Below are 17,183 nucleotides of genomic sequence, written 5' to 3' on the forward strand. Positions count from 1 at the left end.
CCAGCGCCTTACAGCGCCGGATTATGGGCCAGATCCGAAAGCAGGCCGGCCGCCACCGAGAGCTTGGCGAGGCTCGGTTCGCCGCTGTCGCCGAGCGAGGTCAGTTGCTCGGCGATGCGGTTGATGCGCACCCGGTCGCCGGCATACCAGGCCTGAACCGGCTGCTTGTCCTTCGGATGCTTGCCGAGCGCGGCGATGACGATATCGCGGCGGGCGGCGGCGATCTGGTCGAGGCTGCGCGACAGCGCCAGTCCGTCGAAGTGATCATTGGCGACGATGCGGCTGCCCGAGAGCAGCAGGCGGCCGACGCGGAAGGTCTGCGAGACCGTGAAGTAGGCCTCCGCCGCGCGGGTCAGGCTTTCGCCGGTCGCCGCGGCGATCTGCATGATTTCCGGCGTCACCACCAGCGGCACGAGGCCGGCGACTTCCAGCGTCAGAGCCTCCGGCACGCCGGCGGCGAGGAATTCCGCCTCGCGGGCGGCGATGTCCTCGGCGAGATCGGCCGGCATGATCGAGCGGATGATGCCCTTCAGGTTCTTCGCCGCCGATTGCAGGCTTGATATCGCCTTGCCGAGTTCGGCGCGGTGCAGCCCGGTTTTCAAGAGAACCCGGGTCAGCGCCGCATAGATGTCGCCGATCACGGCATAAAGCGCGTTCTGCGCCTGTCCGCCGATCCGGTTGTCGAGCGCATCTGCCTCGGCCCAGAGCCGCTGCAGGCCAAAACCTTCGCGAGCCAGCATCGCCGCCTTGACAACGTCGGCCGGAGTCGTGCCGGTCGCCTCGCTCATCTGCACGACGAAGCCGGGGCCGCCGCGGTTGACGACCTCGTTGGCGAGGCTGGTGGCGATGATTTCGCGGCGCAGGCGATGGGCGGCGATATCGGCCGCATAGGGTCTCTGCATCTTGGCCGGGAAATAATGCATCAGCGTGCCGTGGAAATGCGCGTCGTCGGGCACCGGGCTGGCGATCAGTTCGTCGAACAGCACCAGCTTGGCATAGGAGAGCAGCACGCCGATCTCCGGCCGGGTGAGCGGCCTGCCCGCGGCATAACGTTCGGCCATGGCAGCCGCATCCGGCAGCACCTCGACCTTTCGGTTCAACTGGCCGCCGGCCTCGAGCACGTCCATCAGGCGGCCGAGTTCCTCGCCATTGGCAGTGCCTTTTCGCTCCGTCAGCGAAATCGCCAGGGATTGCAGGTAGTTGTTGCGCAGCACCAGGCTGGCCACTTCGCTGGTCATCGCGGCGAGCAACTGGTTGCGCTTCGGGCGCGGCAGGCGGCCGTCGCGCATCGGGGTCGACAGCGCGATCTTGATGTTGACCTCGACGTCGGAAGAGTTGACGCCGGCGGAGTTGTCGATGGCGTCCGAGTTGCAGCGCCCGCCCTTGAGGCTGTAGGCAATGCGGCCGCGCTGGGTGACGCCGAGATTGGCGCCTTCGCCGATGACCCGGGCGCGCACCTCGTCGGCATTGACGCGGATCGCGTCATTGGCGCGGTCGCCGACATCCGCATCGGTTTCCGAGGTGCCCTTGATATAGGTGCCGATGCCGCCGAACCACAGCAGATCGACGGGCGCCTTCAGGATCGCGGTCATGATCTCGAAAGGCGTGGCGACGCTCTTGTCGATGCCGATGACCTGGGCGGCCTGCGGCGTCAGCGTCACCGATTTTTCGGTGCGCGAGATGATCATGCCGCCGGGCGACAGTTTCGTGCGCTCGAAATCCTGCCAGCTCGAACGGGCAAGCCCGAACAGGCGCTTGCGCTCGGCAAAGGTGGCGCGGATATCCGGCGACGGATCGATGAAGATGTCACGATGGTCGAAGGCGGCGACGAGCTGGATCTTTTCCGACAGCAGCATGCCGTTGCCGAAAACGTCGCCGGACATGTCGCCGACGCCGGCGACGGTGAACGGCGTCGTCTGGATGTCGATGTCCACTTCGCGGAAGTGGCGCTTGACGGTTTCCCAGGCGCCGCGGGCGGTGATGGCCATCTTCTTGTGGTCATAGCCGGCCGAGCCGCCGGAGGCGAAGGCATCGTCCAGCCAGAAGCCGGCCTCCTGCGCCAAGCCGTTGGCGGTGTCGGAGAAGGTCGCCGTGCCCTTGTCGGCGGCAACGACGAAATAGGGATCGTCGCCGTCGAGCCGCACCGTATCGGCCGGCGGCACGATGGCGTCGTCGACGATATTGTCGGTGATCGACAAGAGCGTACGGATATAGGTCTTGTAGGCCTCGGTGCCGGCGGCGAACACCGCCTCGCGGCTGCCGCCCGTCGGCAGGTTCTTCGGGAAGAAGCCGCCCTTGGCGCCGACCGGCACGATGACCGAGTTCTTCACCTGCTGGGCTTTTACCAGGCCCAGCACTTCCGTGCGGTAATCCTGGGCGCGATCGGACCAGCGCAGGCCGCCGCGCGCCACCTTGCCAAAGCGCAGGTGGACGCCCTCGACCTCGACGCCGTAGACGAAGATTTCGCGGAACGGACGCGGCTCCGGCAGGCCGTCCAGAAGCTTCGGATCGAGCTTGAAGGCCAGCATCGCCTTCGGCGTGCCGTCGGCATGGCGCTGGAAGTAGTTGGTGCGCAGCGTCGCGTCGATGGCATTGACGAAGCGGCGCAGGATGCGGTCGTCGTCGAGGCTCGGCACGGCCGACAGCGCCGTCTCGATCTTCTCGTGCAGTTCGCCGACGCGCTTGGCACGAGCCTTCTCGGCCAGCTTCGGATCGAGCGTATCGCGGAACAGGCGGACGATCAGCGCCGCGATCGCCGGATATTTGCCGAGCGTGGCGGCGATGTAATCCTGCGAATAGGCGATGCCGGCCTGGCGCAGATAGCGCGAATAGGCGCGCAGCACCGTGACCTCGCGGGCCGAGAGATCCGCCGAGAGGATCAGGCGGTTGAAGCTGTCATTGTCGACCGTGCCGGCGAAGGCAGCGAGGAAGGCTTCCTCCAGCCGCGCGCCCTCGCGCTCCAGGTCGACGGCCCGGCCATCGGCGACGTCGAGCTGCATGTCGTGCAGCACGACGCGGCTCGCCTGGCCCGAACGGTCGCTGAGGCCGATGTCGAAGGTCTGCTCGCTGACCACGGAGAAGCCGAGGTTTTCCAGAAGCGGCACGCGCCGCGACAGGGCAAGCTGGCCGTTGCCGTGATAGATCTTCAGCGACAGGCTGGCCGGCCCCTCGCCCGGGCGATGGCGGAAGGCGATCCGAACAGGCGCGCCGGCGGCGCAGGCGGCGATGTCGTCGAGATCGGCGACCGTTTCTTCCGGCGTGAAGGATTCCTGATAGGCCGGGGTGACGGAAATCTCCGGCGCGGACGGGCCGGCGAGGAAGGCGAAACGATCCTCCCAGCGCGCGGCCAGCGCCCGGATGGTTTCCTCAAGCTTCGCCTGCGGCACGCGCGGCGTCTTGCCGCCGGAGCGGCCGATGATGAAATGCACCCGCGCCACCCCGCCTTCGGGGAAGGCCGGGTAATAGGCGGAAACGCGCCCGTCATAGACGGTCTTCAGATAGGTGCCGATCTTTTCGCGCACCACGGAATCGTATTCCTCGCGCGGCACGTAGACGATGACCGAGACGAAGCGGTCAAAATGGTCGATGCGCGGCAGGACGCGCACGCGCGGCCGCTCGGTCAGCTCGTTGATCTGCTCGCAGAAACGCACCAGCAGTGTGGTGTCGATCTGGAAGAGATCGTCGCGCGGATAGGATTCCAGCGTATTCTGCAGCATCTTGCCGGAATGGCTCTGCGGATCGAAGCCGAAATGATCGACGACGCGGGCGACCTTATCGCGCAGCAACGGAATTTGCGCCGCCGGATGGGTATAGGCAGTCGAGGTGAACAGGCCGACGATGCGCAGCTCGCCGACGACATTGCCTTGCGGATCGAAGCGCTTGACGCCGACATAGTCCATATAGGCGCGGCGATGGACCACCGACTTGACGTTCGCCTTGGTGACGATCAGGAAATCCGGTCCTTCGAGGAAGGCGAGGATCTCGGGCGTGGTGGTGACGGCGTCCTTGCCCTGGCGCAGCACCAGAACGTCCGGGTTGGACAGGATGCCAAGGCCCTTGCCCTTGTCGCGCTCCAGCGTCGCGTCTGGCCCGGTGCCGGAATAGATGTATTCGCGCATGCCGAGGAAGGTGAAGTTGTTCTGGCGTAGCCATTCGAGGAAGGCATGGGCCTCGTCGCGGTCACCCTTGCGGCGCACCGGGCCATAGGTGGCCATGTCCTGCATGGCGCTGTCGAGCGTGTCGATCATCGCCTGCCAGTCCTCGACGGCGACATGCACCTGGCCGAGAACGTTTTCCAGCCTGGCGATCAGATCGGTCGCCTGTTCCGGCGACAGCGGCGCCAGATGCAGGTGGATGTGGCTGATGCGCACCGCCGGGCTACTCGTCTGCTCGGTGCCGTGCAGGCCGATCGTTCCGTCCTGCTCGCGCACGAAGATCGGATGCACCGCCATGAAGATGTCGCGATAGCTGGTCGTCACCTCGCCCATGACCGAGTCATAAAGGAAAGGCTTGTTGCGGTCGGTGATCGTCAGGATCGAGACGGGCACCCCGGCCGGATTGACACCATCGATGCTGCCGATGGAAATGCGCGCCGCATCGCCATCCCAGAGGGCGATTTCCTTTGCCGCATGGATGGAGGACAGCGCCAGCATCTCGGGCGTATACAGCTCGAGATCGTCATTGCTGGCGCGGCCGAAAAGCAGGTCGGGCGCGACATGCGGCTCGCCGGATGCGGCCGCGATCTTTCTCGCGCTTTCGATCTGCTTTTCACGTTTCGGATTGTTTCGGGTCCCCATGGAATATTCCCTCTCCACGATATGCGGGCATTGGAAAATGAAAATCGGAGAAAATTGTTAGAGAATGATGTAACCAAGGCAATTCGATATTATCCACCCCTTGTTTCACGTTTTCCGGTGTCGTTAGCCTTTATTTTCGGCCGATCGGAAGGAAAATCGATTGAAATTCGTCGGGGCAATGCGGAAAAGAAAACAATGAGCGAAGACAAGCGCGGTGCGGTGATGGTCATTTCCAGCCATGTGATTCGCGGCTCGGTCGGAAACCGCGCCGCGGTCTTCGCCCTCGAATCCCTGGGCTTTCCGGTCTGGGCCATGCCGACCGTGGTGTTGCCCTGGCATCCGGGCCATGGCCCGTCCACCCGCATGACCTTTTCCGAGGCCGATTTCGACAAGGCGATCGACGACCTCATTCGCGCGCCCTGGATCGGCGAGGTGCGTGGCGTGCTGACCGGTTATTTCGGCAATGCGGCGCAGGTCTCGGCGGTGGCGCGGCTGATTGCCGCTTTGCGGGAAAACCGGCCGGATCTGCTTTATGTCTGCGATCCGGTCATGGGCGATCTCGGCGGGCTCTACATCCCCGAGCCGACGGCGGTGGCGATTCGCGACGAACTCATCCCGCTCGCCTCGCTCGCAACCCCCAACCGCTACGAACTCGCCTGGATGGCCGGCGGCGCGCTGGACAGCAATGCGGCGATCATGGATGCGGCACTGTCGCTCGGGCCCTCGCGGATGCTGGTGACCTCGGCCGTGCCGATGATGGCCGGCGGCACCGGCAACCTCTATCTCTCGGGGCGCCATGCGCTTCTGGCCGAGCACCGGCTGATCGACAATCCACCGAACGGGCTCGGCGACCTGCTGGCCGCCGTGTTCACCGCCCGGCTTCTCGAAGGCGTCGACGAGGAGCGGGCGCTGCAACTTGCCACGGCGACCGTCTACGAGATCCTGGCGCGCACCGCCAGGCGCGGCGGCGACGAACTGACGCTGGAGAGCGATATTTCCAGTCTGTCCTCACCGATGGCCATGGTGCAGATGCGCCGCCTGATGCATCCGGCGCAAGCGCGGAAACGCTGAGTTCACGACCGAGCCTTCGAGGCCAACAGGATTTTGCACTGCGAAGGTTGATCTTGACCGAAGACAAGATTAATCCTGTCTCCATGCAGACGTTTCCTTCCTCGCTTCTGAACGGTTATCGCAACTTCATGGACGGGCGTTACGTCGATGAACGCGAACGCTATCGCCGCCTTGCCGAAAACGGCCAGACGCCACAGACCCTGGTGATCGCCTGTTGCGACTCGCGCGCCGCCCCCGAAACGATCTTCGACAGCCGGCCGGGCGAACTCTTCGTCATCCGCAACGTCGCCAACATGATGCCGCCCTACGAGCCGGACGGGCATTACCACTCGACCTCGGCAGCGCTCGAATTTGCTGTGCAGGCGCTGAAGGTCAAGGATATCGTCGTCATGGGCCATGGCCGCTGCGGCGGCATCAAGGCGGCGCTCGATCCGGCCGCCGAGCCGCTGTCGCCAGGCGATTTCATCGGCCGCTGGATGAATCTCTTGAAACCTGCCGCCGAGCAGATCCAGAACAACGACGCCATGACAGCCACCGAGCGGCAGACGGCGCTGGAGCGCATCTCGATCCGCAATTCGATCAGGAACCTGCGCACCTTCCCCTGCGTGGGCATCCTCGAGCAACGCGGCAAATTGAAAATCCACGGTGCCTGGTTCGATATCGGCAATGGCGAATTGTGGATCATGGACAGCAAGACCGGCGATTTCGGCCGTCCGGATCTGACCGGGATTGCCGAGGAAACACCGCCGGCCGAGCCGGCCGCGTCCTGACATCCGCTGGAATCAAAAAGCCCGCTTCCCCACGCGGAAAGCGGGCTTTTTGCCGTCCTGAAGACGACTTATTCGCCGTCGATTCGGGCGCCGATATAGGCGATGGCGCGCTGGTAGACGCTGGCTGCGTTCCAGCCCTGCAGGGCGCCGAAATTGGGCTCTCCCGGCTGATAGCCGGCGCCGGGGCGCCAGCCGTGGCCGCGCAGGAAGTTGGCGGTCGAGGCCAGCGCATCGGCGCGCGAGCCGACGAGATCGATATGGCCGTTGCCATCGCCATCGACCCCGAAGCGCACGACGTTACGCGGGAGGAACTGCGTCTGGCCGATTTCGCCATGGGCCGCGCCACGGGCGGAGGGGCTGAGATCGCCGCGCGCAACGAGTTGCAGCGCTGCATAGAGCTGGTCGGTGAAGTAATCGGAGCGGCGGCAGTCATAGGCGAGCGTCGAGACGGCGGAGAGCGTGTGCTCCTTGCCGAGGAAGCTGCCGAAGCCGGTTTCCATGCCCCAGATGGCGATCAGCGGGCCGGCGGGGACGCCAAAGCGCTGCTCGATGCGGGCAAACAGCGCCGCGTTGGATTTCTTCATGCCCTTGCCGCGCGAGATGATCGCCTGACCGCCACGCTTCTGCATGAACTGCTCGAAGGAGAGCTTGAAGCTTTTCTGACCACGGTCGGCGCGGATGGTTGCGGTGTTGTAACGGACATTGGCGAAGGCCTTGTCCAGAACCGAGCGGCTGACGCCCTGGCCTGCCGCTTCCTGCTTGAAGTCCTGTACCCAGGCCTCAAAGCCGGCGGCATTGTTGCCGCAGCGGGCGGCAAACGCCGAAAGCGGGTTGAGGGCGACCGCCGCCGTGCCGGCGAGCGCGATCAGAATGGTTCTTGCAATGCGCATCGGTGTGTCCGTCCCCACGAGTGCCATCGAAATCCGGGATCGGCCGCCGGTCGGTGCCGGCGGGGATCCCCCCTTATGCAAAAGCTTCGCCTGCTTTTGACGTCAGGCGAAGTTTTATGCAGAAATGGTTACCAAACCGTATCAGGCGGCCTGCTTCTTGCAGCGCCGCGCGTCATTTCATGACGCGCAAAGGACGCTGCAACACTTAAAAAGTGCATAATTTTTTCTGAAATCGATTTCGATTTCAGAAATTATGCACGCGCCTTGATCAACCCGCGATTGATCAAAAGCTCGGCGATCTGGACCGCGTTCAGGGCCGCGCCCTTGCGCAGGTTGTCGGAGACCACCCACATGTTGAGGCCGTTCTCCACGGTCGCATCCTCGCGGATGCGCGAGATGAAGGTCGCGTCTTCGCCGGCCGATTCGTAAGGCGTGATGTAGCCGCCGTTTTCGTGTTTGTCGATCACCTGGCAACCGGGCGCTTCGCGCAGGATATCGCGCGCCTGCTCGGCGGTGATTTCCTTCTCGAACTCGATGTTGACCGATTCGGAATGGCCGATGAAGACGGGAACGCGCACGGCCGTGCAGGTCACCTTGATCTTCGGGTCGAGCATCTTCTTGGTCTCGGCCAGAACCTTCCACTCTTCCTTGGTGTAGCCGTCTTCCATGAAGACGTCGATGTGCGGAATGACGTTGAAGGCGATGCGCTTGGTGAACTTCTTGGTCTCGATCGGATCGGCGACGAAGACGGCGCGGGTCTGGTTGAACAGCTCGTCCATGCCGTCCTTGCCGGCGCCGGAGACCGATTGGTAGGTCGAGACGACGACGCGCTTGATGGTGGCGGCGTCATGCAGCGGCTTCAGCGCGACGACGAGCTGGGCGGTCGAGCAATTCGGATTGGCGATGATGTTCTTCTTGGCGAAGCCGGCAATGGCGTCCGGGTTCACTTCCGGCACGATCAACGGCACCTCGGCGTCGTAGCGCCAGGCGGACGAGTTGTCGATGACGACGCAGCCTTGAGCGCCGATCTTCGGCGACCACTTCTTGGAGACGTCGCCGCCGGCCGACATCAGGCAGATGTCGGTATCGGAGAAATCGTAGTTTTCAAGGTTGGAAACCTTCAGAACCTTGTCGCCGTAGGAGACTTCCGTGCCCTGCGAGCGCGCCGACGCCAGCGGCACGATCTCGTCGGCGGGAAAACCGCGCTCGGCGAGGATGTTGAGCATTTCCCGGCCGACATTGCCGGTCGCGCCTGCGATTGCTACCTTGAAACCCATGTTCTCACTCTCTTTCTCTTCTCTCCACTGTTTCGGAGGGGGAGGCCGCATGGGATATCAGCGGCTTCCTGTCCCCGACCGAGCCGGGGAGAGAGCGGCAGGCCAGAGACGTCAGACGGTTTTCGTCGTCGTCGTTTTGGCCTTGGTTTTGGAAGAAACCGGAACAGGAGACATCCCCCGCGCCATCACTGCGCGGCCATGGAGATCGGCGATGTCATCGGCCTCGATCATGGACGGTTCCTTTTTCCGCTGCTGCTATTGAGGATTTTCGCCCGCAAGTCAAGCGGATTTGGCATGCGCGGAGGGTGCCGGCGATACCGATCGCAATCGCGCATTAGACGAAAGTCATAATCCCAAAGCCGCTCTCTGCGGCGGGCCGCTTTTCTGTCACATTTCCGGCAGGCGTAGACCGTTTGACGGCGATCCGGGAGAGAGCGGGTCGATACGCTGGTTTCAAGGCAGTTCCAGCAAAAGTGTGAAGCGGTTTTGCGTTTGGAATTGCATCCGACAATCTGTGGAGGACAGATCATCATGGCACATGTCGCGACTGCGGACAGCGCAGCCAGGCCGATGACCGGCGAAGAGAAAAAGGTCATCTTCGCCTCGTCGCTCGGCACCGTCTTCGAATGGTACGATTTTTATCTTTACGGCTCGCTGGCGGTCTATATCGGCGCCAGCTTCTTCAGCCAGTATCCGGAGACGACGCGCAACATCTTCGCGCTGCTCGCCTTCGCGGCGGGCTTTCTGGTGCGCCCCTTCGGCGCCCTCGTCTTCGGCCGGCTCGGCGACCTCGTCGGCCGCAAATACACCTTCCTGGTCACCATCCTGATCATGGGCATGTCGACCTTCCTGGTCGGCGTTCTCCCGGGCTCGGCCAGCATCGGCATCGCCGCACCGATCCTGCTGCTCGTGCTGCGCATGCTGCAGGGTCTGGCGCTCGGCGGCGAATATGGCGGGGCGGCGACCTACGTGGCCGAACATGCGCCGCATGGCCGGCGTGGGCTGTTCACCTCTTGGATCCAGACGACGGCGACGCTCGGCCTGTTCCTGTCGCTGGTGGTCATCATCGGCATCCAGACCGCGCTCGGCAAGGAAGCCTTCGCCGCCTGGGGCTGGCGCATTCCCTTCCTCGTCTCCTGCCTGCTGCTCGGCGTCTCCGTGTGGATCCGCATGAAGATGAACGAATCGCCGGCCTTCAAGAAGATGAAGGAAGAGGGCAAGGTTTCGAAAGCACCGCTGACCGAAGCCTTCGGCCAGTGGAAGAATGCCAAGATCGCCCTGCTTGCGCTGTTCGGCGCCGTCGTCGGCCAGGCCGTCGTCTGGTATTCCGGCCAGTTCTACGCGCTGTTCTTTCTGCAGAACATCCTCAAGGTGGATGCGCAGTCGGCCAACATCATGGTCGCCATCTCGCTGTTGATCGGCACCGGCTTCTTCGTCGTCTTCGGCTCGCTGTCGGACCGCATCGGCCGCAAGCCGATCATCATGGCCGGCCTGCTGCTCGCCATGCTGACCTACTTCCCGCTGTTCAAGGCGATGACCTGGGCCGGCAACCCGGCGCTGGCCGAAGCGCAACAGAACGTCCGCGCCACCGTCACCGCCGATCCGTCCGACTGCAAGTTCCAGTTCAACCCGACGGGCACGGCGAAGTTCACCACCTCCTGCGATATCGCAACCTCGTTCCTGACGCGCAACTCGGTGCCCTATGACGTGGTCCCGGGCCCGGCCGGCCAGCCGGCGAGCGTCAAGATCGGCGATGCGACCATCGCCAGCTATGACGCCGTCGCCGCCGGAGACAACGCCAAGGCAACCGACAGCGCTTTCCAGAAGCAGATCAACATCGCCCTGCACAATTCCGGCTATCCGCTGATGCGCGGCGCCGCCAAGGTTCCGGAAACCAAGCTCGACGCCTTCGTTGCCGCCAACCCGGAACTGTCGCTGAATGCGGATGCCATCCGCGCCGGCGAGAAGGCGACCGTGCCGGCCGAAAAGCTGGTGGCCGACAAACTGCTGACGGCACAGGAAGCTGCCGGCGCCACCGAAATGACCGTCTATACCGTGCCCAATGCCGGCGCCTTCACCATGGTCGCCGATCCGGCCCGGGTGAACTGGGTGGCGGTCATCGCCATCCTGACGGTGTTGGTCATCTACGTGACCATGGTCTACGGCCCGATCGCAGCCCTGCTGGTCGAGCTTTTCCCGACCCGCATCCGCTATTCCGGCATGTCGCTGCCCTATCACATCGGCAATGGCTGGTTCGGCGGGCTGCTGCCGGCGACGGCTTTTGCGATGAGTGCCGCCAAGGGCGATATCTATTACGGCCTCTGGTATCCGATCGTCTTCGCCGGCCTGACGCTGGTCATCGGCATGCTGTTCCTGCCGGAAACCAAGGATCGCGATATCCACGACGACTGAGAATTCAAAAGCTCCCCCGCCGGGCTGCCCTGTCCGGTCTTCGAACCCCGGCGTCGCAAGACGCCGGGTTTTTTGTCAGTGTCGCCGGATGCCGAAAGGCAGGCCAAGGAAACGCGGCAGCGGCCAGCCCCCGGGCGAAAGCGTAAAGATGATGCCGAAGCGGGAAAAAAGCACCGCCGTCGCAAAGGCGAACCAGGCGCCGAGCGCAAGGCCGGCGACGACATCGCTCGGATAATGCACGCCCAGAATGATCCGCGTCGCCCCGAGCCACAGGCCGAGACTCAGGAACAGGATGCGGAAGCGGGGAAACAGCAGCGCCAGCGCCGCAAAAACCGCGCCGACATGGGTGGAATGCCCGGACGGAAAACTCTCGTAGAAAAAATCGCCGGCAAAGGGATGCAGGCCGAAAATGCCTTCGCTGTCATAGAGCAGCGGCCGGGCGCGGCCGATGGCCAGCTTCAATCCGTGGGCAACGAGGCTGGCGGAGGCCACCGACAGGCTGAAATAGACCGCCATCTGCACCAGGATCGCCATGCGATAGCGTCGGCGCACACCAGACAGCCGCCGCCCGATGAGGATGCCGGCCAGAAGCACGGTTGCGGTGACCGAGAAGATAACGGTGAGCCGGCCGATATCGGTGACATCCCCGGCAATCGTCACCAGCCGCTTCGGCAATTCCTTCGCCGACAGGCCAAGCGGCGTATCGAAGACGAGGAAGGCGAGCAGGATCAGGTTGACGCTCGCCAACGAATAGCCGACCCAGGAGATACGGCGCCGCAGACGGGCGCGGGCGCGGTAACGGGCGGAAAGACGCTGCAGGAAAGCCGGTTTTTTCGTGTCTTGCAGGGTGGCCTCCATTTGCCGCGTCCGGCGATGGACATAGGGAGCGCCCGACAAGGCTTCAATATCCCGCCGCCGCCATGGCCGGCGTTGAAACGGTAGCTTGCGGTGGTGGATTAAGGGCCTCGAAACGCAAGCCGGTGAGGGTAAGCCCACCTCCGCGCCCTGTACTGTTCTCCACATCCTGTTTACATGAACCGCGCCTGCGAAACATGCCGCACGGCAATGCGCCCGCAATCCCGCTTGCCCTGGAGGCCCGATGACCCTCGACCGTATCCGCGACGACGCCGCGCCAAACGTGCCAGCCCGTGGCGTCTGGGGATGGATGCTGTTCGACTGGGCGGCGCAGCCTTTCTTCACCGTGGTCACCACCTTCATCTTCGGCCCCTATTTCGTCGCGCGGCTAACCGAGGATCCGGTTTCGGCGCAGGCGGCGTGGAGCAACATGGCGACGGTCTCGGCCATCGTCATCGCCCTGCTGTCGCCGGTGCTCGGCGCCATCGCCGACGAATCCGGGCGGCGCAAGCCGTGGATCGGCGTCTTCGCGGTCATCAAGATCGCCAGCCTGTTCATGTTGTGGTTTGCCGCCCCCGGCTCCCCGATCCTCTATCCGGCGCTGTTCATGGTGCTGGCCTCGATTGCGGCGGAATTTTCCATCGTCTTCAACGATTCGATGATGACCCGTATCGTCGACCGGGAGAATGTCGGCAAGATCTCCAACATCGCCTGGGGGCTTGGTTATCTCGGCGGCATGATCGTGCTGATCTTCGTCGTGCTCTGCCTCTCGGCCAATCCGCAGACCGGCAAGACGCTGCTCGGCCTCGACCCGCTGTTCGGCCTCGATCCGGCCAAGGGCGAGGACGCGCGCATCACCGGGCCGATCTCGGCCGTCTGGTATCTCGTCTTCATCCTGCCGATGTTCTTCTTCACGCCCGATGCCGAGCGCGGCCTGCCGCTGGCAAAAGCCGTGCGCTCCGGCCTCGGCGAACTCGCCGCCACCCTGCGCGAGCTGAAACACCGGCGCGGCATCGTAAAATTCCTGGTGGCGCGGATGCTGTATCAGGACGGCGTCAACGGGCTGCTGATCCTCGGCGGCGCGTTTGCCGCCGGCATGTTCGGCTGGGCGACGATGGAGATCGGCGTCTACGGCATCATCCTCAATGTCGTCGCCATCTTCGGCTGCTGGGCCGCAGGCGGCATCGACCGCCGTTTCGGCTCGAAGGTGACGGTGACGCTCAGCCTTGTCATGCTGCTGTCGGCGACGCTCGGCATGGTCTCGACCGGCCCCGGCTTCACCCTGTTCGGCCTGGTGCCGCTCTCGACCGCCGATAGCGGCGGATTGTTCGGCACCGCCGCCGAAAAGGCCTATATCCTCTATGGCCTGCTGGTCGGCCTGTCCTTTGGCCCCGTGCAGGCCTCGTCGCGTTCCTATCTCGCCCGTAGCGTCAGCCCGGCCGAGGCGGGGCGCTATTTCGGCATCTATGCGCTCTCCGGCCGCGCAACGAGCTTCATGGCGACGCTGAGCTTTTCGCTCGCCACCTATTGGACCGGTTCGGCCCGCGCCGGCATGGCCACGCTGCTGGTCTTCCTCATCGCCGGTCTGTTGCTCCTGCTGGCGACACCCTATCCCGCAGATCGCAAGGCATGAAAAAACCCTCCGGCCGCGAGACCGGAGGGTTTTTAAAATCCATCGCTCAGTGGCGGAAGTGGCGCATGCCGGTGAACACCATCGCCACATCGTTGGCGTCGGCGGCGGCGATCACTTCCTCGTCGCGCATCGAGCCGCCCGGCTGGATGACGGCCGTGGCGCCGGCGGCAATCGCCGAAAGCAGGCCATCGGCAAACGGCAGGAAGGCTTCGGAAGCAACCGCAGAACCCTTGGTCAGCGGCTGCGGCCAGCCGGCGGCGCGGGCGGCTTCCTCGGCCTTGATGGCGGCGATGCGGGCGGAATCGACGCGGCTCATCTGCCCCGCGCCGATGCCCGCGGTCTGCCCGTCCTTCGCATAGACCACCGCATTCGACTTCACATGCTTGGCGACCTTGAAGGCGAACTTCATGTCTTCCAGTTCTTGGCTGCTCGGAGCGCGCTTGGTGACGACGCGCAGGTCGAGATCGTCGACCATGCCGTTGTCGCGCGTCTGCACCAGCAACCCGCCGGATACGGTGCGGGCCGAAAGGCCGCGATCGCGCGGATCGGCAAGACCGCCGGTGACCAGCAGGCGCAGGTTCGGCTTGCGCGCCACGATGGCTTTCGCCTCGTCGGTGACGGAGGGCGCGACGATGACCTCGGTGAACAACTTGACGATCTCTTCCGCGGCTTCCGCATCCAGCACCTGGTTCAGCGCGATGATGCCGCCGAAGGCCGAAACGCTGTCGCAGGCGAGCGCCCGGCGATAAGCATCCGCCAGGCTGGTGCCGGTGGCGACGCCGCAGGGGTTGGCATGCTTGATGATCGCGCAGGCCGGGCCCTTTTCAGCCGGGAATTCGCAGACCAGCTCGAAGGCGGCGTCGGTATCGTTGATGTTGTTGTAGGAAAGCTGCTTGCCCTGCAGCAGGTTGGCGGTGGCGACGCCCGGACGGTTCTCGCCGGTGAGATAAAAGCCGGCGCTCTGGTGCGGATTTTCGCCATAGCGCATCTTTTCCTTGAGCACGCCGCCGATCACCCGGTGGCGCGGCATTTCGATATCCAGCGCCTCGGCGAACCAGTTGGAAATCGCCGCGTCATAGGCGGCGGTGCGGGCAAACGCCTTGGCGGCCAGCGTCTGGCGGAAGGCATAGGCCGTCTGCCCGTCATCGGCGCGCAGCGACTCGATCACCGCCGGATAATCGGCGGGATCGGTGAGAACGGTGACATAGGCATGGTTCTTGGCGGACGCCCGGATCATCGCCGGGCCGCCGATATCGATGTTCTCGACCGTCGTCGGATAATCGCCGCCGGCGGCGCGCACGCTTTCGAACGGATAGAGATTGATGACCACCAGGTCGATGGCGGTGATGCCGTGGGCGGCCATTGCCGCCTGATGCTCGGCATCGTCGCGGATCGCCAGCAGGCCGCCATGCACGAGGGGATGCAGCGTCTTGACGCGTCCGTCCATGATTTCCGGGAAACCGGTGATTTCGGAAACGTCGGTGACGGCGAGGCCCTCGGCGGCCAGCGCCTTGTAGGTGCCGCCGGTGGAAAGCAGCGTCACGCCATGTTCGGCAAGGCTCCTCGCCAGTTCGACGATCCCGGTCTTGTCGGATACCGACAGCAGCGCGGTGCGGACTTTGACTTTGTCGGGGACGGGAATTTTCTTGGAAGCGACGGCCATGATCAAGCTCCGATGCGGCTGCGGGCGATGGACGGGATTTCTGCCGCGTCGCCTAGCACAGCTTGGCCGAAGATGAAACCTCGGGCGTCAAGCCCTGCGGAATTCCCAGCGGATCTCCGGCGTTTCGGCAATCGAGAAGGAAATTTCGAGCTGTTCGGATTTACGCAGGCCCGAGGCATCGGCAAAGAAGATGTCCTCGGTGATTTCGACCAGGAAGCCGGGACAGGAAAACAGCCAGCTTTCGCCATCGGGGGCGGCGAGCAGAACGGTATCGTCGCTTTTCGGCACGATGGCGATCGCCGGGTGCACATGAAAGCGCGCCGTCGCGTGCGATGGCGGCGGTGTTGCCCCCTTTTTTGCCCGGGGATGAAACCGATCGGCGCCACGCAGCCGGGCGCCATCGGCCGAAAGCACCAGCTCGCGCTCATGGATCAGCCCGAAGGACGCGAGATAACCGTCATGCGAGGCGAGGAGGCGATCGGCTCCGCTGGCGGATTGGTCGCGCTCCGCCGCCACCGTCTCGACGCCGCCGATCATGACCGGACCGAGAAAATCCGATTCCGAAAACTGCGCCGAGGACGTCTCGTTGACGACGACGGTCGAATGCGCGGCCGTCACCCGCGCGGCCTGGCGATAATCGCCGCCGGCGAATTTCGGCGCGCCGGAATTGGTGACGAAGCGGTATCTGCCCGAGGACATCTCGAAGGACAGGCAGCCGGCATGGGCGTTACGCGACAGATCCGACGAACGCGCCATGCCAGTATCGACCAGCACCACCGTGCCCTCCGCCGCCAGCCGGTGATAATCGAGATGCGGCAGCGAGCGGAAAGGCTTTCCGGCCGTCTCGTCATAGCGCAGCACCGCCATAAGCTCGTTGGCGAGCGTGGCGGTGGCGCCGTTGAACAGGGCGAGATCGCCGCTCTGGTGGCGGAAGAAGCGCAGCGCCGGATACATGCGGTCGATGCCCTGGATCAGCCGGCCCGGCACGTCATGGCCAAGATTGACATAGGTCTGGCGCAGGGGCAGCAAGTCGAACAGCAGGTCGAGCGCCACGCGCGGATTGCGCGAGATATGGCCGCCATCGGCGCCGATCTGCGCTTCCAGCTCGCGGTCGAGATCGAGCCCGGCCTTGCGCACTGCCGATGGTTTCAGCGGCAGCGCCATCGAGGCCATGGCGAGCGCGATGCGCGCGCGAAACCGCGCCTCCGGCAAGGCGCAATGCTCCGTCATCCGCCTGATATAGCGGATATGCACGGCAATGCTCTTCATGAAGCGGCGATAGAAATGGCTTTCGGCGCCCTGCAGCACCACCGGCGAATGCGACAGCCAGGCGATCAGCCGCTGCGCGGCGATATCGACACTCCAGACGGCGCTGTCGAAGCGTTTGCCCTGCGTCTGGATCCACTGATCGACGAGACGGCGGGCCTTCAGGCAGGCCTCGTCGGACTTGTCGGCGCGGATATGGCGCAGCCAGGCGAAGGCATGCAGCCGCGCCTCGAAGGCGGGCGAGGGCGGCGGCAGGAGAAATGGCGACTCACCCTCGGTCGCCATCATCCGTCCAGCCAGCGGAAAGCGGTCGGCGATAATTTCCTCAGCGACAAAGGGATCGATGATTCGCAGATCCGTCGGCGCGACGACCAGGCGCTCGGGGATCTTTACCGTGGCGCGCGTCAGCGCAAAATGCGCCAACGCCAGCCGGCGTCGGACACGACGCCAGCTTTCACGCCAGTACAGATAGATCAGGTGCTTGCGGTCGTAACGCGTCATGGTGTCCCGGTGAGCCCCCCACCCTCTCGTTATCGCAAATTTGCGAAAA

10 protein-coding genes are annotated in these 17,183 nt (G+C 64.2%); 4 read left to right on the plus strand and 6 right to left on the minus strand.

Annotated elements, in window-relative coordinates; genetic code table 11:
* Positions 1–8 precede the first annotated feature (8 nt).
* Entirely contained in the window at positions 9–4,796 is a 4,788-nt protein-coding gene (locus P7F60_RS14495; protein WP_277918440.1) for an NAD-glutamate dehydrogenase, read from the minus strand.
* 195 nt (positions 4,797–4,991) lie between these two features.
* On the opposite strand from P7F60_RS14495, the gene pdxY reads away from it, so the two are divergent.
* Entirely contained in the window at positions 4,992–5,867 is an 876-nt protein-coding gene (pdxY, locus tag P7F60_RS14500) for a pyridoxal kinase PdxY (RefSeq protein ID WP_277918441.1), read from the plus strand.
* Between the two features lie 53 nt (positions 5,868–5,920).
* On the plus strand, positions 5,921–6,637 hold the full coding sequence (locus P7F60_RS14505) for a carbonic anhydrase (protein ID WP_277918442.1): 717 nt from the start codon (positions 5,921–5,923) through the stop codon (positions 6,635–6,637).
* A 68-nt stretch (positions 6,638–6,705) separates the two neighbouring features.
* Here P7F60_RS14505 and P7F60_RS14510 read toward each other — a convergent pair whose 3' ends face one another.
* Both P7F60_RS14510 and P7F60_RS14515 read right to left on the minus strand, forming a co-directional pair.
* Entirely contained in the window at positions 6,706–7,527 is an 822-nt protein-coding gene (locus P7F60_RS14510) for a lytic transglycosylase domain-containing protein (protein WP_277918443.1), read from the minus strand.
* A gap of 251 nt (positions 7,528–7,778) precedes the next feature.
* Positions 7,779–8,804 carry an aspartate-semialdehyde dehydrogenase gene (locus P7F60_RS14515; protein WP_277918444.1) on the minus strand — a complete coding sequence of 342 codons (1,026 nt, stop codon included), beginning with the start codon at positions 8,802–8,804 and terminating at the stop codon, positions 7,779–7,781.
* Between the two features lie 531 nt (positions 8,805–9,335).
* Here P7F60_RS14515 and P7F60_RS14520 point away from each other — a divergent pair.
* A complete protein-coding gene (locus P7F60_RS14520; RefSeq protein WP_277918445.1) occupies positions 9,336–11,216 on the plus strand; it encodes an MFS transporter in 1,881 nt (626 codons plus the stop codon).
* A gap of 75 nt (positions 11,217–11,291) precedes the next feature.
* Here P7F60_RS14520 and P7F60_RS14525 read toward each other — a convergent pair whose 3' ends face one another.
* The gene (locus P7F60_RS14525; RefSeq protein ID WP_277918446.1) at positions 11,292–12,074 is read right to left on the minus strand and encodes a phosphatase PAP2 family protein; all 783 of its coding nucleotides are present in this window, start codon (positions 12,072–12,074) and stop codon (positions 11,292–11,294) included.
* Between the two features lie 241 nt (positions 12,075–12,315).
* Here P7F60_RS14525 and P7F60_RS14530 point away from each other — a divergent pair, with 241 nt between their 5' ends.
* On the plus strand, positions 12,316–13,704 hold the full coding sequence (locus P7F60_RS14530; RefSeq protein ID WP_277918447.1) for an MFS transporter: 1,389 nt from the start codon (positions 12,316–12,318) through the stop codon (positions 13,702–13,704).
* Between the two features lie 46 nt (positions 13,705–13,750).
* Here the strand turns inward: P7F60_RS14530 and purH are convergent, their stop codons facing one another.
* Together purH and P7F60_RS14540 are read right to left on the minus strand one after the other, a co-directional pair.
* Positions 13,751–15,367, minus strand: a complete 1,617-nt coding sequence (gene purH, locus P7F60_RS14535) for a bifunctional phosphoribosylaminoimidazolecarboxamide formyltransferase/IMP cyclohydrolase (protein ID WP_277918448.1) — start codon at positions 15,365–15,367, stop codon at positions 13,751–13,753.
* An 87-nt stretch (positions 15,368–15,454) separates the two neighbouring features.
* Positions 15,455–17,134: a heparinase II/III family protein gene (locus P7F60_RS14540; protein WP_277918449.1), complete on the minus strand. Its 1,680-nt coding sequence runs from the start codon at positions 17,132–17,134 to the stop codon at positions 15,455–15,457.
* Positions 17,135–17,183: the final 49 nt, after the last annotated feature.

The organism is Rhizobium sp. YJ-22 (assembly GCF_029601685.1).
GTDB lineage: Bacteria > Pseudomonadota > Alphaproteobacteria > Rhizobiales > Rhizobiaceae > Metarhizobium.